General features: G+C 65.4%; 21 protein-coding genes. 12 read left to right on the top strand and 9 right to left on the bottom strand.

Translation table 11 applies throughout. The annotated features are described in order from the left end of the window. Nucleotides 1-52: 52 nt before the first annotated feature. The 4 genes from H535_RS0112655 to H535_RS0112640 form a co-directional block, all read right to left on the bottom strand. Nucleotides 53-733, bottom strand: a complete 681-nt coding sequence (locus H535_RS0112655; protein WP_026819844.1) for an L-ribulose-5-phosphate 4-epimerase — start codon at nucleotides 731-733, stop codon at nucleotides 53-55. After that, a complete protein-coding gene (araB, locus tag H535_RS25215; RefSeq protein ID WP_081416651.1) occupies nucleotides 730-2,475 on the bottom strand; it encodes a ribulokinase in 1,746 nt (581 codons plus the stop codon). The genes H535_RS0112655 and araB overlap by 4 nt, the downstream gene beginning before the upstream one ends. A gap of 154 nt (nucleotides 2,476-2,629) precedes the next feature. Beyond that, on the bottom strand, nucleotides 2,630-3,628 hold the full coding sequence (locus H535_RS0112645) for a LacI family DNA-binding transcriptional regulator (RefSeq protein ID WP_035769427.1): 999 nt from the start codon (nucleotides 3,626-3,628) through the stop codon (nucleotides 2,630-2,632). A gap of 43 nt (nucleotides 3,629-3,671) precedes the next feature. Then, complete coding sequence (locus H535_RS0112640) at nucleotides 3,672-4,676, bottom strand: aldo/keto reductase family protein (RefSeq protein WP_026819842.1); 1,005 nt, start codon at nucleotides 4,674-4,676, stop codon at nucleotides 3,672-3,674. A gap of 158 nt (nucleotides 4,677-4,834) precedes the next feature. Between H535_RS0112640 and H535_RS0112635 the strand changes: the two genes are divergently transcribed. Beyond that, complete coding sequence (locus H535_RS0112635) at nucleotides 4,835-6,076, top strand: D-arabinono-1,4-lactone oxidase (RefSeq protein WP_026819841.1); 1,242 nt, start codon at nucleotides 4,835-4,837, stop codon at nucleotides 6,074-6,076. A 39-nt stretch (nucleotides 6,077-6,115) separates the two neighbouring features. Here the strand turns inward: H535_RS0112635 and H535_RS29030 are convergent, their stop codons facing one another. Then, nucleotides 6,116-7,141 carry a LacI family DNA-binding transcriptional regulator gene (locus H535_RS29030; RefSeq protein ID WP_026819840.1) on the bottom strand — a complete coding sequence of 342 codons (1,026 nt, stop codon included), beginning with the start codon at nucleotides 7,139-7,141 and terminating at the stop codon, nucleotides 6,116-6,118. Between the two features lie 132 nt (nucleotides 7,142-7,273). Here H535_RS29030 and arfA point away from each other — a divergent pair, with 132 nt between their 5' ends. The 4 genes from arfA to H535_RS0112610 all read left to right on the top strand — a co-directional run bounded on the left by arfA (nucleotide 7,274) and on the right by H535_RS0112610 (nucleotide 11,685). Next, on the top strand, nucleotides 7,274-8,812 hold the full coding sequence (gene arfA / locus H535_RS0112625) for an arabinosylfuranosidase ArfA (protein WP_026819839.1): 1,539 nt from the start codon (nucleotides 7,274-7,276) through the stop codon (nucleotides 8,810-8,812). A gap of 93 nt (nucleotides 8,813-8,905) precedes the next feature. Beyond that, nucleotides 8,906-9,142, top strand: a complete 237-nt coding sequence (gene brnA, locus H535_RS0112620) for a type II toxin-antitoxin system BrnA family antitoxin (protein ID WP_026819838.1) — start codon at nucleotides 8,906-8,908, stop codon at nucleotides 9,140-9,142. A gap of 141 nt (nucleotides 9,143-9,283) precedes the next feature. Further along, the gene (locus H535_RS0112615) at nucleotides 9,284-10,780 is read left to right on the top strand and encodes a four-carbon acid sugar kinase family protein (protein ID WP_245580291.1); all 1,497 of its coding nucleotides are present in this window, start codon (nucleotides 9,284-9,286) and stop codon (nucleotides 10,778-10,780) included. 53 nt (nucleotides 10,781-10,833) lie between these two features. Further along, entirely contained in the window at nucleotides 10,834-11,685 is an 852-nt protein-coding gene (locus tag H535_RS0112610) for an NAD(P)-dependent oxidoreductase (protein WP_051299198.1), read from the top strand. A gap of 24 nt (nucleotides 11,686-11,709) precedes the next feature. Here H535_RS0112610 and H535_RS0112605 read toward each other — a convergent pair whose 3' ends face one another. Together H535_RS0112605 and H535_RS0112600 are read right to left on the bottom strand one after the other, a co-directional pair. Continuing rightward, complete coding sequence (locus H535_RS0112605; RefSeq protein ID WP_035769425.1) at nucleotides 11,710-12,723, bottom strand: asparaginase; 1,014 nt, start codon at nucleotides 12,721-12,723, stop codon at nucleotides 11,710-11,712. Then, entirely contained in the window at nucleotides 12,701-13,456 is a 756-nt protein-coding gene (locus H535_RS0112600; RefSeq protein WP_026819834.1) for a GntR family transcriptional regulator, read from the bottom strand. Before H535_RS0112600 ends, H535_RS0112605 begins: the two co-directional genes overlap by 23 nt. A 157-nt stretch (nucleotides 13,457-13,613) precedes the next feature. Between H535_RS0112600 and H535_RS0112595 the strand changes: the two genes are divergently transcribed. The 7 genes from H535_RS0112595 (at nucleotide 13,614) to H535_RS0112565 (ending at nucleotide 21,109) form a co-directional block, all read left to right on the top strand. Next, entirely contained in the window at nucleotides 13,614-14,831 is a 1,218-nt protein-coding gene (locus H535_RS0112595) for a CaiB/BaiF CoA transferase family protein (protein WP_026819833.1), read from the top strand. Further along, nucleotides 14,828-15,592, top strand: coding sequence for an enoyl-CoA hydratase/isomerase family protein (locus H535_RS0112590; RefSeq protein WP_026819832.1), 765 nt, complete (start codon nucleotides 14,828-14,830; stop codon nucleotides 15,590-15,592). Before H535_RS0112595 ends, H535_RS0112590 begins: the two co-directional genes overlap by 4 nt. 135 nt (nucleotides 15,593-15,727) lie before the next feature. Further along, on the top strand, nucleotides 15,728-16,735 hold the full coding sequence (locus tag H535_RS0112585; protein WP_026819831.1) for a 4-hydroxythreonine-4-phosphate dehydrogenase PdxA: 1,008 nt from the start codon (nucleotides 15,728-15,730) through the stop codon (nucleotides 16,733-16,735). A 72-nt stretch (nucleotides 16,736-16,807) separates the two neighbouring features. Continuing rightward, on the top strand, nucleotides 16,808-17,791 hold the full coding sequence (locus H535_RS0112580) for a tripartite tricarboxylate transporter substrate binding protein (protein WP_026819830.1): 984 nt from the start codon (nucleotides 16,808-16,810) through the stop codon (nucleotides 17,789-17,791). Continuing rightward, nucleotides 17,781-18,389, top strand: coding sequence for a tripartite tricarboxylate transporter TctB family protein (locus H535_RS25210; RefSeq protein ID WP_035769422.1), 609 nt, complete (start codon nucleotides 17,781-17,783; stop codon nucleotides 18,387-18,389). Before H535_RS0112580 ends, H535_RS25210 begins: the two co-directional genes overlap by 11 nt. 12 nt (nucleotides 18,390-18,401) lie before the next feature. Next, the gene (locus tag H535_RS0112570; RefSeq protein WP_026819829.1) at nucleotides 18,402-19,913 is read left to right on the top strand and encodes a tripartite tricarboxylate transporter permease; all 1,512 of its coding nucleotides are present in this window, start codon (nucleotides 18,402-18,404) and stop codon (nucleotides 19,911-19,913) included. Nucleotides 19,914-19,987: 74 nt separating this feature from the next. Beyond that, on the top strand, nucleotides 19,988-21,109 hold the full coding sequence (locus tag H535_RS0112565; RefSeq protein ID WP_026819828.1) for an alcohol dehydrogenase catalytic domain-containing protein: 1,122 nt from the start codon (nucleotides 19,988-19,990) through the stop codon (nucleotides 21,107-21,109). 75 nt (nucleotides 21,110-21,184) lie between these two features. Here H535_RS0112565 and H535_RS0112560 read toward each other — a convergent pair whose 3' ends face one another. Both H535_RS0112560 and H535_RS0112555 read right to left on the bottom strand, forming a co-directional pair. After that, entirely contained in the window at nucleotides 21,185-21,910 is a 726-nt protein-coding gene (locus H535_RS0112560) for a GntR family transcriptional regulator (protein WP_026819827.1), read from the bottom strand. Nucleotides 21,911-22,023: 113 nt separating this feature from the next. Next, nucleotides 22,024-23,256, bottom strand: coding sequence for an ROK family transcriptional regulator (locus H535_RS0112555; RefSeq protein ID WP_026819826.1), 1,233 nt, complete (start codon nucleotides 23,254-23,256; stop codon nucleotides 22,024-22,026). Between the last annotated feature and the right edge of the window lie 67 nt (nucleotides 23,257-23,323).

The raw sequence follows: 23,323 nt of genomic DNA, 5'->3' as shown, positions 1-23,323 counted from the left end.
GGCTGCGGGCTCGGGCGTGAGGCCCGCGGCGTGGGCGACGACGGCGGCGGCGTTACTGGCCGTAGGCGTTCTGGTAACGGGCGTGGAGCGAGGCGATCTGCTCCGGGTCGATGGGCAGCGGATCACCCAATTGGCGGGAGACGTGCACTGTCCGGGCGACTTCCTCGCACATCACGGCCGCCTTCACCGCGGCCTTGGCGTCCTTTCCGATGGTGAACGGGCCGTGATTGCGCATCAACACCGCCGGCGAGTCCGATCCGCGCAGCGTCTCCACGATGCCCTGGCCGATGGAATCATCACCGATCAGCGCGAACGGGCCCACGGGGATCTCGCCCCCGAACTCGTCGGCCATCATGGTCAGCACGCAGGGCACCGGCTCCCCCCGTGCGGCCCAGGCGGTGGCGTACATGGAATGGGTATGGACGACACCGCCGACGTCGGGCATGTGCCGGTAGACATGGGCGTGCGCGGCGGTGTCCGACGACGGTGACAACGGCGGGTTGCCCCAGTCGCCGTCGGCCGGCGTCCCGTAGAGGTCGGTGACCACCACCGAGTCCGGGACCAACTCGTCGTAGGAGACGCCGGAGGGTTTGATCACCATCAGCTCCTCCCCCGGCACCCGGGCCGAGACATTGCCCGCGGTCCACACCACCAGTTCGTACCTTGTCAGTTCCGCGTGCAGGGCGCAGACTTCCTTGCGCAGGTTGCTGATGGTTTCGGCCAGCCCGCTCATGCCTCGCTCCGTTCAGCCGGCGAGGCGTCGATGGCGGCGCGCTGGATGGCCTTGAGTCGGTGCATCACGTCATTGCTTCCGCGGCCGAAGTAGTCGTGCAGGGCGGTGTACTCGGCGAACAGCTCGTCGTAGGCCGCCTGGTTGTCCGGGATCGGGTCGTAGACGTCGGCCGGTTCGCTCCCCATTGACTCGGAGGCGGCGTGCACGTCGTCGTACGCTCCGGCTGCCACCGCCGCGTGGATCGCCGACCCCAGCGCCGGCCCCTGTTCCGAGCCGACCGTGGAGAGCCGCAGGCCGGTGACATCGGCGTAGATCTGCATCAGCAGCCGGTTCTTCAGCAGCCCGCCGGCGACCACGAGCTCGCGCACGGGCACCGAGGATGAGTTGAAGGCCTCCACGATGGTGCGCGTACCGAACGCCGTCGCCTCGAGCAGGGCCCGGTAGGTGTCCTCGGGCCGGGTGGCCAGGGTGTGGCCGACGACGACGCCGGAGAGTTCGTGGTCGACCAGCACCGAACGGTTTCCGCTGTGCCAGTCCAGCGCGACCAGCCCGTGTTCGCCGACCCGCTGCCCGGCTGCCAGCTCCGTGAGATACTCGTGGATGCCGAGGTCCTGGGACGCGGCGGCCTCGTAGTACGCCGGCGGAACGCAGTTGTCCACGAACCAGCCGAAGATATCCCCCACCCCGCTCTGCCCGGCCTCGTAGCCCCAGCGGCCGGCGAGGATCCCGCCGTCGACCACGCCGCACATGCCCGGCACTTCGGCCAGTTCGTCGCCGTTCATCACGTGGCAGGTGGAGGTTCCCATAATGGCCACCATGTGACCCGTCTGGACGGCGCGCGCGGCCGGCGCGGTGACGTGCGCGTCGACATTGCCGACCGCGACCGCGATCCCTTCCGGCAGCCCGGTCCATGCCGCGGCCTCGGCACTCAGGTCCCCGGCCGCGGCTCCCAGCTGGCCGATCCGATGCTCCAGCTTGGCGGTGACGAAGTTCTTGAATTCGGGATTCAACGCCGCCAGGAACTCCTCATCCGGATACTGCCCGTCCTGGTAAATCCCCTTGTACCCGGCGGTACAGGCGTTGCGGACATACTCGCCGGTGAGCTGCCAGACAATCCAGTCCGCGGCCTCCACCCAGTGGTCCATCGCGGCGTAGGTCTCCGGGTCTTCCTCCAGCAGTTGCAGGCCCTTGGCGAACTCCCACTCGGAGGAGATCAGCCCTCCGTAGCGCGGAAGCCAGAACTCGTCGCCTTCGGCGGCCAGCTGGTTGATCCGGTCCGCCTGCGGTTGCGCCGCGTGATGGCGCCACAGCTTCACGTAGGCGTGCGGGCGGTTGGCGAACTGCTTCAGTTCGTTCAGCGGAGTGCCATCGGCCGTGGTGGGAACCATGGTGCAGGCGGTGAAGTCCGTGCCGATGCCGATCACGTCCCGCGGGTTGATGCCGGCGTCCTGCACCGCCGCCGGAACCGCATGGCGCAGTGCGCCGCGGTAGTCGTCGGGCACCTGCAGCGCCCAGTCCGCCGGGAGCCGGTCCGAACCGCCCGGCAGCCGGTCGGTGATCACCGCGTGCGGATACTCGTACACCCCGCTGCCCAGTTCGGCGCCGTCTGAAACACGGACGACGACGGCCCGGCCGGACAAGGTGCCGAAGTCCACGCCGATGGTGTACTTCGGCTCGGCGCTGCCGCCTGTAGCCTCAGCCGAGGTGGCCGCGGTGCCATCTGGCGAACCCGGTGTTTGCATCTGGAACCTCCGCAGCAGCCGTGGAAACACACCACGACGGCCGAAGTCGACGGGAAGAAGTTGATCTGCACCCAATTGTTAGCGCTCACACACCAGAGTGTCAAGAGCCACATCCGCAAGGGGTCCAGACCAAAGAGCTGATCAACAGCAGTCGCTACCCGGCGGGCGGCGCCGTCGTGGAGCGCACCACCAGCTCTGGTTCGACGACGCCGGCACGGACGCCGGCGCCTTCGAAGGCCTCAAGCAGTGCGTTAATGCAACGGCGGCCCAGCTCCTCGAAGTGCTGGGTGACCGTGGTCAGGGGTGGGATCAGGTACGGCGCATCCGGCTGGTCGTCGTACCCGACAATGCTCACGTCCCCCGGGACGCTGATGCCCGCCTCGTAGAAGGCGCGCAACACCCCCAGCGCCATCTGGTCGTTGGCCACGAACAGCGCCGTGCAGTCCAGCTCGCCGGCCGGCCGGCGTCCGGCCAGCCGGAGTCCGGCACGGTACCCGGATTCGGCGCTCCAGTCACCCTCCATCAGCACCGATTCACCCAGCCCGGCAGCGGCGAGCGCATCACGCCAAGCCTCGATACGGGACGTGGCGTCGATCCAATCCGCGGGTCCGGAAAGGTGGCCGATCCTCCGGTGTCCGAGCTCCAGCAGATGCTCCACCGCCAGCCGGCCACCCTGGTGTTGGTCGACGGCCACGCCCTTGAACCACTCATCCCCGCTGGCGCCCACTGCCACCAGGGGGACGTCGACGCTGAGGCCGCGGAGCACGTCCAGGGTGCCCGGATGCGGAACCACCACCACGACGCCGTCGACGCCCTGGTCCATGAAGCGGCCCAGGGCGTCGTTAATGGTTGCGGCCGACACCTCCGTGCGCAACGCCGCAATGCTGACGAAATACCCGGCCTCGCGGGCCGCCTGCTCCACGCCCAGCAGCGTGTTCGCCGGCCCGTACTGCGTCAGCTCACTGGCTAACACGCCAATGGTCTGCGACTGCCGCGTCACCAGGCTGCGTGCCGCGGTATTGCGCCGGTAGCCGAGGTCGGCGATAGCCTTCTCCACCTGCTCCTTGGTGGCAGGGCTGACGTTCGGATGCGCGTTGAGCACCCTGGAGACGGTCTGGTGCGAAACGCCGGCGGCCTTGGCCACGTCGGCCATGTTCGGCGGCCGTCCCCTGGAGTGGTCCACTGCAGAAACTGGCTTAGGTCAGCCGGGTTTCCGGCGACTTTGTCAGTGCGGGATCGCGCTCGGCCAGCGACCCGACGGCGTCGTCAATCGTGCCCATCATGTCGGCATCGAGCGTGACCCCGGCGGCCTTCACGTTGGATTCGACCTGCTCGGGCCGCGAGGCGCCGATGATCGCCGAGGCCACGTTCTTGTTCTGCAGCACCCAGGCGATCGCCAGCTGCGCCATGCTCAGTCCGGCCTCGTCGGCCACCGGCTGCAGCTTCTGCACGCCATTGAGCACCTCGTCCTGCATCCAGCGCTCGATCATCTTCGCGCCGCCCTTGTCGTCCGTGGCGCGGCTGCCGGCCGGTGGCTGCTCGCCCGGCTTGTACTTGCCGGTCAGCGCACCCTGGGCGATCGGGGACCAGACAATCTGGGACACCCCCAGCTCCTCGGACGCGGGAACCACCTGGTCCTCGATGACCCGCCACAGCATCGAATACTGCGGCTGGTTGGAAATCAGCTGAAAGCCGAGGTCCTTCGCCATCGCGTGGCCCGCCCGGATCTGCTCCGCGTTCCATTCGCTGACGCCGATGTACAGCGCCTTGCCTTGGCGGACGACGTCGGCAAACGCCTGCATGGTCTCTTCCAGCGGCGTCTCGTAGTCATACCGGTGGGCCTGGTAGAGGTCCACGTAGTCGGTCTGCAGCCGCTGCAGCGACGCGTTCATCGACTCCATGATGTGCTTGCGGGACAGCCCGGAGTCATTGTGCCCCTTCGGGCCGGTCGGGTTGTAGACCTTGGTCAGGATTTCCAGCGACTGGCGCCGTTCACCCTTGAGGGCTTCGCCCAGCACGGTTTCGGCAGCCGTGTTCGCATAGACGTCCGCGGTGTCGAACGTGCTGATCCCCGCATCCAGTGCCGCACGCACGCAGGCGGTGGCGACGTCGTTTTCCACCTGCGACCCATGGGTGAGCCAATTGCCGTAGGTGATTTCCGATATTTTCAGACCGCTATTTCCCAAGTACCTGAATTCCATATTCGCGAGCCTACCGCAAGGCCGGACCCGCCCAGGCGGGTCTCCACCGAAGTTAAGCCACCGTCTGTGGTCGCTAACATACACTCGTCACGGGCGGTGAGGGTTATAAGCTTTCCCGCAGCAAGGCAATCGAAATCCAGCAAGGCCAGGACGGTAATGTGAAGAATTGGGCGGGAAACCTGAACTACTCGGCCGCGGCCGTGGAACGCCCGTCGTCGATGGACGAGCTGGCCGATGTGGTGGCGGCCGCCAGGAGCCTCAAGCCGCTGGGCTCGATGCACTGCTTCAACGACATCGCCGACACCGGCGGCACACACGTCGTGCTGGACAACCTGGGCGGCGTTCCGCACATCGACAGCGCCTCCCGGCGGGTGAGGGTTCCGGGCCACCTCACCTACGGCGCCTTGGCCCAGCACCTCCAGCAGCACGGTTGGGCGCTGCACAACATGGCCTCACTGCCCCACATCTGTCTCGCCGGCGCCCTGCAGACCGGAACCCATGGCTCGGGCGCAACCAACGGCTCCTTGTCCTCTGCAGTCACGGCGATCGAGCTGATGCGCGCCAGCGGAAATACGGACCGGCTGGAGGCGGCCGACGGCGGTGATTTCCTGGGCAGCGTCGTGGGACTTGGTGCGCTGGGCATCGTGACAAGTGTTGAATTGGCCATCGAGCCGAGCTACGAGGTCAGCCAGCGGGTATTCGAGCAGCTGCCCTGGAACGCGGCCCTCGAACATTTCGACGAGATCGCCTCCAGCGCGTACAGCGTCAGCCTCTTCACCGACTACAAGAGCTTCGGCCAGGTGTGGCAAAAGTCGCGCATCGAAGACGACGACGGCGGCGCGGTCATTACGTTCCACGGCGCCGCTGCGGCCACCACCGCACGGCATCCCTTGCCGGAAATGTCTGGAGACAACTGCACCGCGCAGTTCGGCGTCCCCGGTCCGTGGCTGGAGCGACTGCCGCACTTCCGCCCGGAATTCACTCCCAGCAAGGGCGACGAGTTGCAGACCGAATACATCCTCCCGCGCGAATATGCCGCCGCCGCGTTGGAAACCCTGCGGAACTTCGCCGACCGCCTGGCTCCGCTGCTCTACGCCTCCGAGGTGCGCACTATCGCCTCTGACGGATTCTGGCTCAGCCCGGCGTTTAATCGCGACAGCGTGGCATTCCACTTCACCTTCAAACCCCGCCAGGACGACATCGAAGCACTGCTGCCGGACCTTGAAGCTGCCCTCAGCCCGTTCGGCGCCCGCCCGCATTGGGGCAAGCTCTTCGCCGCCGGCGCCAGTGATGTGGCGCCGCTGTACCCGCGTTTCAAGGACTTCCGGAACCTGGCGCACGCACACGATCCCGAGGGAAAATTCCGCAACGGGTTCCTGGACAGGATGCTGGGGAGCTGAGGCGGCGGGGCGGGCCGGGGCTACCCGACCCGCGCTGCCTCACCCTTCGGCAGTGTTCGAAGAGCCGCGACGAATCAGTGCGTAGGGCGTGGCCAGCGTGGCCGTCTCTCCGTCCGGCGATTCCAACCTCCGGTGCAACAGCTTGAAGGAGCGTTCGGCCATCGCCTGCCGGTCGATAGCCATGGTACTCAGCGACGGGACGCAGAACTCGCTTTCTTCAATATTGTCGATACCGATGACTGCCACGTCGCCGGGGACATTGAAATTCTTCTCCCGCAGGGCCGTCAGCGCACCGAGCGCGATGGCGTCATTGCCGCAGAAGATCGCGTCGAATTCCACACCTGAGGCAATCAACTGCTCCGCGGCGGTCTTGCCGGTCAAGCGTCCCCACGGATGAACCACTCGGATCAGCTCCGGGTCCCGGGCGATTCCCGCGGCCTCGAGTGCCCGCAGATACCCGTCCCGGCGATTGCGGGACACATGCGTCGTGTTGGTGCCCACCCAGCCCAGCATCGCGATCCGCCGCCGACCGCCCTCAATCAGGTGCGTGACGGCGTCGAAGGCCACTCCCACACTGTCGATATCGACCCGGTCCGCGATGTCCCCGCCTTCGTGTTCACCCAGCAACACCAGCGGAATCTGGTCCTTCCGGTTCCTGAGATCCTCGTCATGCACCGAGAGCGGGCTGAAGATCAACCCGTCCACCATTCGTGCACCGCGGCCGGACAGGATGGCGACTTCCTCGTCGCGGTCACCTCCGGTCTGTTCGATCAGCAACCGCATGTCATATTTCCGGGCCTCGGCGACCAGCCGCTGGGCCAGGTCGGCGAAGTAGGGGTTGCCCAGGTCCGGGACAGCCAGGCCCACCAGCCCCGTCCGGCCCGTGCGCAGGGTCCTGCCGCTGGCATCGGGCCGGTAGCCCAGCTCGTCGATGGCCTGCTGGACGTGCTGCCGCATCGACGGGCGTACATGCTGGAACCCATTGACCACATTGGACACGGTCTTGATAGACACTCCGGCGTGGGCCGCGACGTCGGAAAGGCGGACATGCTTCGACACGGCCACTGCGAGTCCGCCCTCCCTTGGAAGTATTTTTCTATTCAAAGTGTGCCAGACCCCTTGACGGACCGCCGACCTCACGGAATAGTTTGCAACGTTGTAAACCAGAAGGGGTCGCATCAAACGGAAGGAAACCCATTGCCCAGCGCATCAATAACCTTGGATCCGGCATTTCGAACCGGCGAGGTGCCCCGCCGCCTGTTCGGCTCCTTCGTCGAGCACATGGGCCGCTCCATTTATGAGGGCATCTATGAGCCCAGCCATCCGAAAGCCGACGACGACGGCCTCCGCCGGGACGTCGTCGAGCTCGTCCGCGAACTCGGCCCCACTGTGGTCCGGTACCCCGGCGGCAACTTCGTCTCCAACTACCGGTGGGAGGACGGCGTCGGGCCGCAGGCCGAACGCCCCCGGCGCCTGGACCTGGCGTGGCGTTCCATTGAGTCCAACCAGTTTGGCCTCTCGGAGTTCATGCGCTGGGCGAAGCTGGCCGACGTCGAACCGATGATGGCGGTCAACCTGGGCACCCGCGGTGTGCAGGAGGCGCTGGACCTGCTCGAATACAGCAACCACCCCGGCGGAACGGCGCTGTCGGATCTGCGCATCAAACACGGCGATGCGGACCCATACGACGTGAAGCTGTGGTGCCTGGGCAATGAGCTCGACGGCCCGTGGCAGGTCGGACACAAGTCGGCCCTCGAATACGGCCGGCTGGCGGCAGAAACCGGGCGGGCGATGAAACTGGTGGACCCATCCATCGAGCTGGTCGCCTGCGGATCGTCCAACTCCTCCATGCCGACGTTCGGGTCCTGGGAGCAGACGGTGCTGCGCGAGGCCTACGATTACGTCGACTACATTTCCCTGCACGCCTACTATGAAGAGCGCGACGGCGACGTGGAGTCCTTCCTTGCCTCGGCACTGGACATGGACCACTTCATCGAGTCCGTCGTTTCCACCGCGGATGCCATCGGCGCCGAGCTGGGCAACCGGAAACGCATCAATCTATCCTTTGACGAATGGAACGTCTGGTACCAGTCCAAGTTCCACGCCAGCGATATCGCCGTCGGCCGCAGTGAATGGGTCGAGCATCCGCGCGTGATCGAGGATGAATACAACGTCACCGACGCCGTCGTCGTCGGAACGCTGTTGAACTCGCTGCTGCGGCACGGCGACCGGGTGACCGTGGCGTGCCAGGCACAGCTGGTGAACGTCATCGCGCCCATCCGCTCCGAACCCGGCTCGGACTCCTGGCGGCAGACGATCTTTCACCCGTTCGCCCAAATGGCCGGCCGCGCGACGGGATCGGTACTGCAGCTGGCGGTCAGCAGCGATTCCTATGAGTCGGAGAAGTTCGGCACCGCGCCGTTGCTGGATGCCTCGGCCACTTGGGACGCCGAAAGCCGGCGGCTAACGCTCTTCGCGGCGAACCGAGGGCTGGACGATGCGCTGGACTTGGCCGTCGACCTCCGTTCGCTGGACCCGGCCGGAACGGACGGACGAATCGAGGACGCGCTGACCCTGGCCGTCGCCGATGACGGCAGCCGGTTCACGGCCAACGACCAGCAGCGTCCGGACAGCGTGGGGATGATTCCCCTGTCGAATGTTGTGGTGGATAGTGGCACGTTGAAAGCGGAACTTCCGCCGCTGTCGTGGAGCGTCATCGCGCTCGACTTCCAATAGGTGCGCGGCATTACTCGGCAGTTGTAACCTATCGGCAAGACAGGGTCAGACTCATCTCGGTGCGCCGGTCCCGGAGGGAGGAAGTGGCGATCTATGAAAGCTGAAGAATTCGATAGCCGATTCGACAAGGGCGGGGACGTAACATCGGCCCTCGACCTGGGCTCGGCGCGACGTCCAGGACATGAGCAACGTCGCGTTAATGTCGACTTTCCTGCTTGGATGATCGACTCGCTGGACCGGGAGGCAAAGCGGTTAGGCGTCACCCGCCAGTCCATCATCAAGGTTTGGATTGCCGAACGTCTGGAACATCAGCGGGGCAACGTGGCGTGACAGGAACCCGAAATCGTCCAGCCGCCTGCGTGAGGACCGCCACGTAAGACGCAGTCAACGATGAATCTTCCGCTGGCAAGATGGGCGGACCGGTCCCAACCGATAGGCTCGGACCGAGCCCTGCGACCAGAAGGAGTATCTGTGGAAGACCTTGAAAAGCTGTTGGCCGGTTACCCATCGGAGGTTACCGTCGATGCCGCGGAGGTTGCCGCAGGAGCGCAAAAGGCGGCCGGCTACGGCGCAGGCGATGCAGACGCCGCCCCGTCCCGGGTGTTCATCGTGCTCGACGACGACCCGACAGGCACGCAGTCCGTCTCGGGCCTGCCGGTGCTCACCGCTTGGCAGGAAGACGATTTCAAGTGGGCGCTGGAAACCGGCAGTCCGGCGGTCTATGTGCTGACCAACAGCCGCAGCCTGGGCGAAGACGATGCCGCCGAACGCAACCGCGAGGTGGTCGCCAACGCGCTGGCCGCCGCTGCCGGATCAGACCTTCGCCTCTCCTTCGTCTCGCGCAGCGATTCGACCATGCGCGGCCACTTCCCGCTGGAAACGGACGTGCTCACCGAGGCAATGACCTCGGCCGGACAGCCGGCGCCGGACGGGGTGGTGATGGTTCCGGCCTTCCCCGACGCCGGGCGGATCACTATTGGATCAGTGCATTACACCAACAAGGACGGCGCCCTCACCCCGGTTGCGGAAACGGAGTTCGCGAAGGACGCGACGTTCGGCTACCAGAGCTCCAACCTGAAGAACTATGTGGACGAAAAGTCGGCCGGCCGCTTCCCGGCTTCGGACGTCATCGCGCTGACCCTGGACATCATCCGGGCAGGAGCTGGACCAATCGCCCGGCAGCTGGCCGGGGCTCACAACGGCATCCCGGTGGTCGCCGACGCCGTGACCGAGGACGACCTGCGGCTGCTGACCCTCGGCGTACAGGAAGCAGAGTCGGCCGGGAAGAAATTCCTTTACCGCGTCGGTCCACCTTTCCCCAGAGCCGCGATCGGGCAAGAGCCGCACGCTCCACTGACCGCCGGGGAAGCCTTCGGAGACAACGACGAAACCCGTGCCCGCCCCGGCGGGCTGATTGTCGTCGGGTCGCACGTCGGAATGACCACCCGGCAACTCGATGAACTTCAGGCCACCCGTCCGATCGTCCACACCGCAGAGCTCGACGTCGCCGCCATTATCGACGAAGAACAGCGCGCGCCCCACGTGTACGCCGTCGTTTCCGCGGTCGCCGAGGGACTGAAACGCGGCGACGTCATCATTCATACCAGCCGGAAGCTCGTCACCGCCGATACCGGCGACGCGTCCCTGGACATCTCCCGCCGCGTCTCCGCCGCCGTCGTCGACGTGGTCCGGCGGGTACTGGCCGCTCAGCCGCCGCGGTTCGTCATCGCCAAGGGCGGCATCACTTCCTCCGACGTCGCTTCCAAGGGGCTGCAAATCCGCCGGGCGATGGTCAGCGGGCCGATGCTGCCGGGCATTGTCCCGCTGTGGAAAGCGGTGGATGGACCGGCACAGGGCATCCCCTATGTCGTCTTTCCCGGCAATGTGGGCGGCGACCGTTCACTGGTCGACGTCGTGGCCACCCTGTCCAGCACCAGCGATGAGTCCAGCACCAGAGCAGACCAGTAAGGAACACCGTGTCAGCCGAACATTACACCGCAGCAGTCCTGGGGCTGGGCGCCATGGGACTGCCAATGGCCACCCGCCTGGCCACCGGCCTGACCGTCAATGGCTTCGACGTCGCGGCGCCGCGGCTGGAACTGGCTGCCAATGCGGGAATCACCACGTTCGATTCCGGTGCCGCAGCCGCCGACAACGCCGACGCCGTCGTGCTCGCCGTGCGCAACGGTGACCAGCTCAACGACGTGCTCTTCGGCGAGGCGGGGATCTCGGCAGCGCTGAAGCCCGGCGCCGTCGTCGTGCTGACCAGCACCGTGGGCGTTGCCGCCGTGACGGATGTGGCGGCGCGGCTGAGGCAGCAGGACGTGGAACTGGTCGACGCCCCGCTGTCCGGAGGGCCGGTCCGCGCCGGCGAGGGCGACCTGCTGATCGTCGTCGGCGCCACCGACGCCGGGCAGCGGCAAGCCCGGCCGGTGCTTGACCTGCTCGCCTCCACGCTGACCGTCGTCGGCGATAAGCCCGGCGACGGGCAGGCGCTGAAGACCGTCAACCAGCTGCTGTGCGGCGTGCATATCGCCGCAGCAGCCGAGGCGCTCGCGCTGGCGCAATCCATGGGCCTGGACCAGCAGAAGACGCTGGAAGCGCTGCAGGCCGGCGCGGCCGGCTCGTTCATGCTGGGCAACCGCGGCCCGCGGATGCTGGAAGCCTACGACGACGACGGCGCCGAAGTGCTCAGCCGGCTGGATATCTTCGTCAAGGACATGGGGATCGTGAACAAGGCGGCCCGGGACACCGGGCTGCCCACTCCCCTGGCTTCCGCGGCCGAACAGTTGTACCTGCTGGGCCAATCTGCCGGCCTGGGCGCGGCCGACGATTCTGCGGTGATCAAGGTTGTCGCGCCGGAGCAGCCCTGATGCTTTAGTGCATAGGGCGTGCCGTCAGCGGGGTGCGGCCCGCTGTTCGAAGGCGCGGCGCACCGAATCCCGGCTCCCGGAGGTGGAAATGGCCAGGGCCAGCAGTATGCGGGCCTTCAGACCATCGAGGTCCCCGGCGGGCGTCAATCCGGCACCAAGCAATTGTTGTTCCGAACCGGGATAGCCGTAGGTCCGGGTCAGCACAGTGCCTGCCCCCGTACGGGATGCCAGCACCACCGGCACCTGCTGTGCGGCGGCCAGCAGCGGCTCCACCCACCGGGCGGAGACGTGGCCGCCACCCATCCCCTCGATCACAATCCCGTCGTATGATCCGGCGGCGGCCTTCAGCAGGACGGTGTCGTCGGCAAGGCCCGGTCGCAGCAGCGCCACCCGGGCGATTTCGGTTCCGGCAGGCACGTCGAATGCATCGGTCCGGCGGGTAGTTGAGTGGAAGAGCACCCACCCCTCCTGCACACGCCCCACCGGTCCAGCCCCGGGCGAAACGAACGCCGCAACACTGGCGGTATGCGCCTTGTGAACGGTGCGGGCGGCATGGATCTCGTCATTCATCACCACCAGGCATCCGCGCCCGGCTGCTGCCGGATCCACCGCAGTGGCCACCGCAGCAAGCAGGTTCGCCGGACCATCGGCGCCGACCGAGTCCGCTGTCCGCATCGCCCCGGTGACGACCAGCGGCTCCGGCCGGTCCCACAACAGATCCAGCAGGAAGGCGGTCTCTTCCATAGTGTCCGTCCCCTGAGTGACGACGGCGCCCTTCGCGCCCGCCGTGCATGCGCTGTCCAGCTCCGCCTTCAGATCCAGCAGGTGCCGAAATTCCAGCGAGGCACTTGGAACACCGGCAACCGAAACGGCGTCGACCCGGGCGATGTCCTGCAGCGCGGGGACGCTGTCCACCAGATCCGAGGCAGAGACCGCTGGCGCCGCTCCCCGTCCGGGTCCCGCCGTCGTCATCGCCACCGTCCCGCCCAGCGAGCGGACGCTGACCACGGGAAGTTCAGGCGGGACGATTTCGATCAATCCTTTGCCGCAGCTTTTCCAGCCACCTGTCCGATGCCTCGCTGGCGCCGTCCAACTGATCGACGGCGGCAAGCAGGAAGGTTTGATGCCCGTGCGCGTCGAGCTCCTCGAGCACCTGGGCGCGGGTTCCCGTCTCGATGAGTTCGAGGATCCGGCGGTGGCGTTCGACGTTCCCATCAAGATCCTCGATGTCACGGCGGGCCTTGGTATTCATCGCCATACACACCTGCAGCTGCAACGCCATGGAGCGGTAGGAATCCTCCAGGCGGCGGTGCTGGGCCAGGCCGATCACCGCTATGTGGAAGTCGAAGCCGGCCCGGCTCATCGCCACCTCGTTGCCGGTCGGGACGATGCGCTCCATTTCCTCGATAGCCCGGTGGCACCGCTGCAGCCGGTCGGCCGGTGGATCCGGAAGCGCCAGCATCATCGCCATCCGCTCCAGTTCATTGCGGAGCGTCACGATCTCGTACACGTCATGCTGGGTCAGCGGGGCCACAATTGCTCCCCGGCGCGGAATCTGGACCACCAGCCCGGCGTTTTCCAGCTCCTTCAGCGCTTCGCGCACCGGTGGTCGGGAAATGCCCAGCTGCTGGCACAATTTCTCCTCCACCAGACGCTCCCCTGGCAAATAGGTCCCGGACAAGACACCGTCGATCAACTGCTCTTTGGCCAACGCTGCCAGGCTCGGAGGCGCAACGATCCTGCCCGAAGCCTGGGTCACTGCCGGATCCATCACTGTTCCTCCTTGAATTGTGCGGCGCGCTATGGCGCCGATTTTACCCGTGCTGCTCTTGAAAGCATCCAGAACACAGTCTACGGTATACAGTATTCTGTTGCAGAGCTCACATACGGATGCGTCCGCGGCGTGGGCATACACAAGGAGGTAGTCGATGAGCGGGACGGCCGCACCGTTAGCCGGCATCACGGTACTGGAAGCCGGAGTCTTCATGGCTGGACCATTTGCCACTATGCAACTGGCCGATTTGGGCGCCAGGGTGATCAAGGTGGAGAACCCCGACGGCGGCGAACAGACACGGGCGACCGGACCAATGATCGATGGTGAAAGCTCGCCCTTCGCCCGGCTGAACCGGAACAAGGAATCCGTCACCCTCAACCTGAAATCCGCCGAGGGAAAGGCGGCTTTCGAACGACTCGCAACGGACGCCGACGTCGTCGTCGAGAATCTGCGGCCGGGCGCCATGCGCCGCCTTGGCCTCTCCTACGAAGAGCTCAGCGCGAATAATCCCGGCCTGATCTATGCGTCCGCCTCCGGATGGGGCCAGGACGGCCCGCTGTCCCACTTGCCCGGGTTGGACATCATGGCACAGGCCCGCAGCGGCCTGATGAGCATTACAGGGTATCCGGACATGCCACCGGCCAAGACCGGAGTACCCATCTGCGATCTGACGACTGCGCTTTATGTTTCGCTGGCGGTCACCTCCGCCCTGCATGAACGCAACACCTCCGGGCAGGGCCAATACATCGACGTGTCCTTGATGGAATCCGGGGTGTCCTTTGCCGTGTGGGAAGCCGGCGCCTACTTTGCCGAAGGCACCGTCGGCCAGCGCCACGGCTCGGCACACCAGAACCAGGCCCCATACCAGGCGGTGGCCAGCAACGACGGATACGTCACCGTCGGCGCCAACACCCCGCGCAATTGGGCGGCGTTCTGCAACGCCCTGAGCCTGGACGAACTGCTCGATGACCCGCGCTACGCCGGCACCTACGACCGGCTGCAGAACCGGATCCCGCTCATTGAAACAATCGAACGACGGACGGCGGAACTAACCACTGACGAAATCGTCGAGGCGCTCAATGACGCCGGCGTCCCGGTTGCGCCGATTTCCGACTTTGGCCAGGTCTTCACCGACGAACATCTGCACGCCCGGGAGTTTTTCTGGGACGGCGACCACCCCACCATGGGTACGGTGCGCCAACTCGGCTCTCCGATGCGGTTCTCCCGCACCCCCGCGGTCCGCCGCTCGGCCGGTCCGGTGCTGGGCTCCAGCAACCGGGACATCTTTGCTTCCCTCGGATACGAAGGTGCCGAGCTGGATGCGCTGGCCGGCACGGCGAACAATCCCGGGAAGGTGGAAGCGACGTCATGACCGAAGATTTGTTGGTCGAAGAGACCGGAAGCATCCTCACCGTCACATTCAACCGGCCCGAGCAGCGCAATGCGATGACCTGGGAAATGTATCGAGGGCTGCAGGAAGCCTGTGAACGGGTGGATACGGATGACAGCATCCGGGTGATGGTGCTTCGCGGCGCCGGTGGTGACGCCTTCGTCGCCGGAACGGACATCGCGCAATTTACCGGGTTCGACGGGGCCCGGGGCGTGCAGTACGAGGATCAGATCAGCGCGGTGCTCTCACGGCTGGGCGCCGTGAACGTTCCAGTTGTCGCCGCCATCGAAGGCTATTGCATTGGCGGCGGCCTCGGGCTGGCGTCGGTGGCAGATGTGCGGATCTGCAGCCCGGCCGCGAAATTCGGGGTGCCCATCGCCCGCACCCTCGGCAACTGCCTGTCAATCAGCACCCTGTCGGTACTGGCCGGGCTGCTGGGCCGGTCGCGCACCGCAGACCTGCTGCTGACCGCACGAATGATGCCGGCCCAAGAAGCGCTCGGTTGCGGCTTTGTCACTGCCGTCGCCGACGACATGGACGGCGAATTGGCCGCTCTCACCGACCGCCTGGCCAACCACGCCCCGCTGACCATGTGGGCCGTTAAGGAAGGACTGCGCAGGCTCCATCAAGGCAGCGGCATTGAAGACGAGGACATCGTCAAGACCGTCTACGGCAGCGAGGACTTCGCGACCGCGGTGCGCGCCTTCCTGGACAAAGAGAGACCGTCCTGGTCCGGACGGTAAGACATATTCGGGCCAGCCCAACCCCGCCCCTTGTCCACTTTCGAGCCACCCCCACCCCTTGTCCGTGGCATGTGATCTGTGGCACGCTTTTATCCAATAGCATCTTTTGTATACGACATACCAAAAGGAGATACATTGTCCCCGACTGAGTACCCGGTCCGGCCCCGGCTGGCCCTGACGATGGGCGACCCGTCCGGCATCGGCCCGGAACTGGCCGTGAAGATCCTGTCAGATCCGGCCAACCTCGCCCGCGCCGACGTCTATGTGCTGGCCACCGAGGATGAGATTCAGGCCGCTGCGCATGAGGCCGGCGTCTCCGTCGCCTGCGCACCGCGCCCGGGCACCACGGCGGTCACGGCGGTCGGAAGCAGGTTCGGCGACCGGACCTTCATCCGCGGCAGGATCAGCGCCGAAGCCGGCGAACGGGTGATGGCCGACCTGACCGACGCCCTGGCCATGTTCGAACGCGGGGAAGCAGACGCCATCATGTTCACTCCATTGAACAAGTCCGCGCTGCATTTGGCGGGGATGCATGAAGAGGATGAACTCCGCTGGTTCGCCAAGTCGTTGGGCTTTGAGGGAACGACGTCGGAATTGAACTTCGTGCCGTCACTGGCCACATCCCGGGTCACCTCGCACATCGGAGTCAAAGAGGTTGCCGAAAACATCAATGCCCGTTCCGTGGCCGAAGCGATCCGGCTGCTCGACCATGTGGTGCGTGGTTCAGGGGTGGAGCATCCGCGGCTGGCCGTATGCGCGCTCAATCCCCACGCAGGCGAGAACGGCCAATTCGGCCACGAGGAAATCGACCACATTGCACCCGGCATCGCCCTCACCCGGACCGAGGAAATCGATGCCAGCGGTCCTTACCCCTGTGACACAGTCTTCATTCGTGCCCGCGACGGTGAATTCGACGGGGTCGTCACGATGTATCACGACCAGGGCCAGATTGCCATGAAACTCATGGGCTTTGACCAAGGAGTCACCGTCCAGGGCGGCCTGCCGGTCCCCATCGCCACCCCGGCCCACGGCACCGCCTACGAAATTGTCGGCCAGGGGATCGCCAAAACCGGACCCAGCCAACGTGCCTTTGAGATCGCGGTCGACCTCGCGGCTCAAAACATGCAGCGCAGTTCCACCTAACCCGGACCACGCGGTTACCTGGAGCACGACCACAGTGGATGCACTCGCCACTATTTCAAAGAGGATATAACAATGAACCGACGCACCAAGTTCCTATTACCGGCAGCCACCGCGGCGGCCGCCCTCACATTGACCGCTTGCGGAGGCACATCCAGTGGCAGCAAAGACGGAGCCTTCACGGCACCGAACGATGTCCGGATGATCGTTCCCTTCGCTGCCGGCGGCGGGTCCGACATTGCCGGACGCGCCATTTCCAAAGGCCTCGAAAAAGTCACCAAATCGACTGTCACTGTCGAAAACATCACCGGCGGGGACGGCGCCGTCGGATATTCCGAGTTGCTGGCCAGCAAAGGCGACCCCGGTGTGCTGCTGGCCAGCGAAACCGCGCTGATGACCCTGCCGATTGTCCAGGACGTGGCCTTCGACTACGAAGACTTCACGCCCATTATGAAACTCGGCTCGGACTACAACGTGGTGATGGTGGACGCTGACTCGCCGCACAAAACGTGCCCGGACGTCATCGAGGCCGCCAAGCAAGGCGAGGTGACCACCGGAATTTCGGGGGCAACCGGCCCTGAGTTCGTCGCCTGGAGCCTGATCGAGGAACAGTCCAACGTCAAATTCGAGTCCGTCGTCTTCGAATCCGGCGCCGAAATCGCCACGGCCCTGCTGGGAGGTCACATCGACGTGGCGATGACGAATCCGGGCGAGGCACTGGGATACTTCGAATCCGGCGACCTCAAGCCGCTGTGCGTGCTCGCACCCGAACGATACGACTACAAGCCGCTCGCCGACGTCCCGACCGGCGTTGAACAGGGTGTCGATGTGACGTTCGCCCAGTGGCGCGGATTCATCGCACCCGGGGGCATTTCCGCCGAGGCCAAGCAGCACTGGATCGACGCTGCCAAGGAATACGCCAAGACCGACGCCTACACCAAGTACATCGAGAGCAATCTGCTACAGCCCGATGTCGCCTACGGCGACGAGTTCAAGGCATTCCTTGACGACTACAACAAGGACCTCAAGCGGATCCTCGATAAGAAAAATGACAAGTAAGAGCGAAGCCCCCGCACGGACAAGGCCGCCGACTTCCGACGTCGTTGGCACAGCGATCCTGGCTGCCGTGGGCGCCTTCGCCCTGGTGATGGGATTCGGCTACGGCTTCCTGGAGGAAGGAGGCAAAGTCGGGCCCGGCTTCCTCCCGGTGGTCACCGGTGGGTTCATTCTCGTGGCCTCCCTGGCGGAGATCACGAGGATGTACCTGACCCACGGACAGCGCGGCGGTTCGCTGATGGACTTCACCGAAGATATCGAGGAAGAGGCCAACGCCGCCATCGGCCAAACGGCAGACCCGGAAACGGAAGGCAGCAGCGAATCGACCCAGCAGCGCGACACCTTTGGACGCACCGCTTCCCCACGCAACCGGGCCATCGTGAAGGTCTTCGGCATCCTGCTTGCCGCCCTGCTGGTGATGCCCTGGCTCGGCCTGCTGCTGTCATTGACCGCGATGGTGCTGACCGTTGTGCTGTGGGTGGAACGCAAGCCCTTGCTGCCGTCCGTGCTAATGGCTGCCGGCGCTTTGGCCGGCGCGTACCTCATTTTCGTCCAAGCCCTTGGTGTGCCCCTGCCCCAAGGCGCACTGGGCCTGATTTAGTAAGGAGCCCTCGTGCTCGAAAACCTCCAGATCGGGATCGAAACCGCGATCACGCCCCACAATCTGCTGTGGTGTTTCGCCGGTGTCCTGCTGGGCACCATCATCGGGATGCTTCCGGGACTTGGTTCAGCCACCGGCGTGGCGATCCTGCTGCCGCTGACCCTCGGGATGGAACCGGTCACGGCCCTGATCATGCTGGCCGGAATTTACTACGGCAGCCAGTATGGTGCCTCCATCAGTTCCATCCTGATCTCAACTCCCGGTGATTCCTCCAGCGTGGTGCTCACCCTCGATGGCTACCAAATGGCCAGAAACGGCAGGGCCGGGGCCGCACTGGCGATCTCCGCCATATCGTCCTTCGTTGCCGCGGTCGTTTCGTTGATCGGATTGATGGCGCTGGCAGCCCCGGTGGCTGACTTCGCATTGCGTTTCGGCCCGCCGGAGAATCTCGCCATTATCCTGCTGGGCCTGGCGACCATCGTGTCCTTCGCCGGCGAGAACATGCTGCGGGGCATCATCATGGCAGCAGCCGGCTTGCTCATCTCGATGGTCGGAGTGGCCTCGGGCTTTGCCACGGCACGCTTCACCTTCGGCAGCGTCAACCTGCTCAGCGGCCTCGGCTTCATCGCCATCCTGATCGGGGTATTCGCCATCGGCGAGGTGTTGCACCAGATCCATCGCGGCGGCGAAAAACCCATCAAGGCGACCTTCCGTGACCTGTTGATCACCAAGTCGGAACTGCGCCGGTCGGTTGCGCCCGCGCTGCGTGGCACCGGCCTGGGCTTCGGGCTCGGGACGCTGCCCGGCGCCGGAGCGACGCTGGCCTCGTTCATGTCCTACGGCGTTGAACGCTCATTCGGAAAGTTCAAGAAGCAGGTTGGAAAGGGTGCGGTCGAAGGCGTCGCTGCGCCGGAAGCGTCCAACAATGCCGCCGCCAACGCAAGCTTCATTCCCACGCTGGCGTTGGGCATTCCGGGCAGCGGCACCACAGCTATCCTGCTGGGTGCGTTCGTCATCTTCGGTATCCAGCCAGGTCCCTTGTTGTTCGAACAGCAGCCCGAATTGGTGTGGGGCCTGCTAGTGTCCTTCTTCGTCGGCAACCTGATCCTGCTGGTGCTCAACCTGCCGCTCGCCCCGGTGTTCGCACAGATTCTGCGGGTGCCGTACAGCTACCTCTACCCCATCATCCTGCTGATGAGCCTGGTCGGAGCATTCGCCATCGGGAACACCAGCTTTGCCCTCTGGGTGGTGTTCGGAGCGGGCATCCTGGGATACTTCATGAAACGGTTCGATTTCCCCGCCGCACCCATGGTGCTCGGCCTGGTCCTCGGTCCGCTGCTGGAGAAGTACCTGGTGCAGACCTCGGCGTTGGGACAGGGCAACCTGCTCATCCTCTTCCATGGGCCGATCTCCGCGACATTCACCATTGCCGCCATTGTGGCATTCGTCGGTCCCCCGGTCGCCGGACTCATTCGCCGTCGCGTCCGTGCCGGCAAAGAGATCCGGGAAACGGCCAAGGTGTGATCAGCGCGGACGCAACCTGCGATAAGTTCGTCATTCGGCAACGATTCCACCGCCACAATCACGAAGGGAACGATGTGAAGATCACCGGAGCCGTCCTCGACGAAATCGGCCGGGAACGCCCCTATGCTGATTCGAAGCCACTGTCCATCAGCGAACTGGAGCTCGATGCCCCGGGCTCCGGTGAGGTGCTGATCAGAATCGAGGCGGCGGGACTGTGCCATTCCGATTTGTCGGTGGTCGACGGCAGCCGTGTCCGCCCCGTGCCCATGCTGCTCGGGCACGAAGCCTCCGGCGTCGTCGTGGATACCGGCCACGGCGTGACAGATCTCGAGCCCGGACAGCGGGTGGTGACAGTCTTCCTGCCCCGCTGCGGCGAGTGCGCAAATTGCGCCACTGATGGCAAACTCCCCTGCACCCCGGGCACGACCAGCAATAACGACGGCGTGCTGCTCGGTGACAGCACCCGGTTGTCCCGTCATGGGGAGACAGTGGCCCATCACATGGGCGTCTCCGCGTTTGCCACTCATGCGGTGGTCAACCGCCGCTCTGTGGTTCCGGTGGACAACGACATTCCACCAGCTGCCGCCGCCGTGCTGGGCTGTGCAGTGCTGACCGGCGGCGGTGCTGTATTGAACTCCGGCAAGCCGGCCAAGGGCCAGGACGTGATGATTGTCGGCCTCGGCGGAGTCGGCATGGCGGCGCTGTTGACTGCTGTGTCCCTGGCGGCAGCGAGCGAGGCACCCGGGCGGATCATCGGCGTCGATGCTAATCCCGATAAGCTCGAGCGGGCACGCGAGCTGGGTGCCACTTCCGTCTATTCGCCAGCGGAGGCAGCAGAGCTGGGAATCAAGGCACCGGTGGTGATTGAAGCTGCCGGGCATCCGAAGGCGTTCGAGACGGCGGTGGCCGCGACTGCCGTTGGCGGAACGACGGTTACCGTGGGCTTGCCTTCTCCTGACGCCCGCTCCTCGATAGCCCCGCTGGGTATTACCGCTGAAGCCCGGACGATCATTGGCTCCTACCTCGGCTCAGCCGTGCCCGAACATGACATTCCGGTCTACGCGAAGATGTGGCGGGAAGGCCGGCTGCCGGTTGAGGAACTGGCGTCGGCGACCATTCGCCTGGAGGACATCAACCAGGCGCTGGATGACCTCGCCGATGGCAATGCGGTTCGGCAGATTATCGTGTTCGACTAGCGCTGGCGCGCGTTCGGGCGGTGCCTGGCAGACGATGCCCTGCGCGGACAGGATTCAGGCGCCACCGGAGGGGATTCAGATGTCGTCTCGACCAGCCGCCGCGTCGGCCAGCGCCCTCGTCTGCGTGTTGGCCAGGTGCGTGCGCATTGCCCCGACCGCCCGGTCGCGGTCGCCGGCTTCGATGGCGGCCAGCACCTGGCCATGTTCGGTCAGCGCGATGTCGGCGTCGAACACCCCGCGTCCGGCCGATTGCACCATGCGGTGCAAGTGCGCGCCCAGTCCCTCCAGCATGCCGTGCAGGAACTGGTTCCCGCTGGCTTCGACGAGCACCAGATGGAACGCCCAGTCCGCATTGAAGTACTCGCGCATTGCCCGGGCCGAGGGAACTGCGCTGTCGCCGGCCGTCACCTCCGCGGCCGCCTCGCGGTGGTTTCGGTGCGCTGCCCGCAGCCTCTCAAGCAGCGCAGACGGGTGTTGCGCCGCCTGGGAGACAGCGGCCAGTTCGATGATGGCCCGCGCGTCGATCAGATCGGCCATCTGCTCCGGTGAAAGCCGCGGAGCGACCGTGTACCCTTTCAAGGCCGCGCGGGCAACCAGCCCTGTGTGTTCGAGGTAGGCAAGCGCCTCGCGCATCGGCGTCGGGGAAATACCCAACTCCTTGGCTAACCCGTCAATGCTGATCGTTGCGCCGGGCTTCAGCTCCTCCTCGAGAATCATGTCGAGCAGCGCCTCGCACACGTCGTCCCGCAGCACCTGACGTTTGAGTTTTGCGGATCCACTGGCCGCGTTGGCGGGGCTCATGAGCAGAGTCTACCCACGAGTAACTCCTGTCACAATATTTGCTATAGGATCCTCGGCCTGTTCCGGAACGGTCGGTACGACTCAACACGCCCGGTCCGGTGCGCCGGTGCGACTCAGTGCTGCTTCAGCAGCAGGTGGGGGTGCTCAATCACCGTGCGGATACGACTGCCAGCGGCCCCCATCAGGGCCGCCTGCCGCCCAAGTCCGGACACGACGACGTCGTCGGCCGCCAGCACAGCCGGCGCGTGCTCCTCCACACTGGCGTGGAATGCCGGCGTTATCCAACGCTCGAGGGTTGCGAAGTTGCCCCCCAGCACAGCGGCGTCGATATCCAGCAGCCGGAAGGTCGACGACGCCGCCACCCCCAGGTAATGCCCGGCGCGCCGAACGGCGGCAAGCGCCTGCTCGTCGCCGTCCTCCAACGCTTCGAGCAACGCTGCCATCCGTTCGGCATCGTTGCCTCCCTCGATTCCGGCCCGGACGAACACGGCGTCCTGGCCCGCATATCGTTCCAGGCACCCGGAGCCGCCGCAGGAGCACTCGGGACCCTCGGGGTCGACGACGATATGGCCGATTTCCCCGGCGTTGCCGCCCGGGCCGGCAAACAGGCCGGAGTCGATGATAATGCCGCCGCCAATGCCGACCTCTCCGGAGATGAACAGGTAATTGCCCATGCCGCGACCGTGGCCATACCAGAGTTCGGCCAGGGCAGCACTGTTGGCCTCATTGAAGACCGCGGTGCCAAGGATTCCCTCGGGGACCAGAGACGCAGCCCATTCGGCGATATCGACGTTCCGCCACCCGATATTGGGAGCGTTGAGCACTCTGCCTGAGGCCGTATCGACCAGACCTGGAACCGCCAGTCCCCCGGCGTGGACCGTCAGCCCGGCGGCTTCGGCCTGCTGCAGCGCCTGGCCGGCCAGCTCCGTCAGCCTGCCCAACACCTCCTCAGGGTCCTTGCCGGCGTTGTGCTGCTCGACGACCTGATGGAATTGAAGGTCGCCGGCCAGGTTCAGCACGCCGGCGGCCATGTAGTCGACATTGATTTCCAGGCCCAGCGCCGCGGCCGCCGTATTCAGCGCGACCCCCAGTCCCGGCCGGCCACGCTCGGCCGCCCGGTTCAATCCCACTTCCATCACCAGCCCGGCGGAGACCAGATCGGCGACCAGGCTGGATACAGACGCCTTGGTCAATCCGGTGTCGGCGGCCAGCCGCGCCCGCGTCGTCTGGCCGGAGAGCCCGAGTTGATGCAGGATCAAGGACAGGTTCCGCCGTCGTACGTCCCCCACCCGTCCGGGTGAGGTCGGCGCCGTCGCACGCCTCGATGCCTCTACGCCTGTGCTCACCGTTCTCCTTCCAATCCTTGCAAAACCTATTGACCCGCCGCCTCAACAACCATATAGTTCATGTTGA

It is taken from the genome of Arthrobacter castelli DSM 16402 (assembly GCF_000430705.1).
In the GTDB taxonomy this organism is placed as follows: Bacteria; Actinomycetota; Actinomycetes; order Actinomycetales; family Micrococcaceae; genus Arthrobacter_C; species Arthrobacter_C castelli.
This window is presented reverse-complemented; position numbering and strand designations above follow the sequence as displayed.

Excerpts from the sequence above, each read along its gene's own strand:
- H535_RS0112590 (WP_026819832.1), top strand. The coding sequence starts at position 14,828 with ATGACCGAAGATTTGTTGGTCGAAGAGACCGGAAGCATCCTCACCGTC.
- H535_RS0112655 (WP_026819844.1), bottom strand. The coding sequence starts at position 733 with ATGAGCGGGCTGGCCGAAACCATCAGCAACCTGCGCAAGGAAGTCTGC.
- H535_RS0112580 (WP_026819830.1), top strand. The coding sequence starts at position 16,808 with ATGAACCGACGCACCAAGTTCCTATTACCGGCAGCCACCGCGGCGGCC.
- H535_RS0112645 (WP_035769427.1), bottom strand. The coding sequence starts at position 3,628 with ATGGCCGACGTGGCCAAGGCCGCCGGCGTTTCGCACCAGACCGTCTCC.
- H535_RS0112600 (WP_026819834.1), bottom strand. The coding sequence starts at position 13,456 with ATGGATCCGGCAGTGACCCAGGCTTCGGGCAGGATCGTTGCGCCTCCG.
- H535_RS0112640 (WP_026819842.1), bottom strand. The coding sequence starts at position 4,676 with ATGGAATTCAGGTACTTGGGAAATAGCGGTCTGAAAATATCGGAAATC.
- araB (WP_081416651.1), bottom strand. The coding sequence starts at position 2,475 with ATGCAAACACCGGGTTCGCCAGATGGCACCGCGGCCACCTCGGCTGAG.
- brnA (WP_026819838.1), top strand. The coding sequence starts at position 8,906 with ATGAAAGCTGAAGAATTCGATAGCCGATTCGACAAGGGCGGGGACGTA.
- H535_RS0112610 (WP_051299198.1), top strand. The coding sequence starts at position 10,834 with ATGGGACTGCCAATGGCCACCCGCCTGGCCACCGGCCTGACCGTCAAT.
- H535_RS25210 (WP_035769422.1), top strand. The coding sequence starts at position 17,781 with ATGACAAGTAAGAGCGAAGCCCCCGCACGGACAAGGCCGCCGACTTCC.
- H535_RS0112560 (WP_026819827.1), bottom strand. The coding sequence starts at position 21,910 with ATGAGCCCCGCCAACGCGGCCAGTGGATCCGCAAAACTCAAACGTCAG.
- H535_RS0112595 (WP_026819833.1), top strand. The coding sequence starts at position 13,614 with ATGAGCGGGACGGCCGCACCGTTAGCCGGCATCACGGTACTGGAAGCC.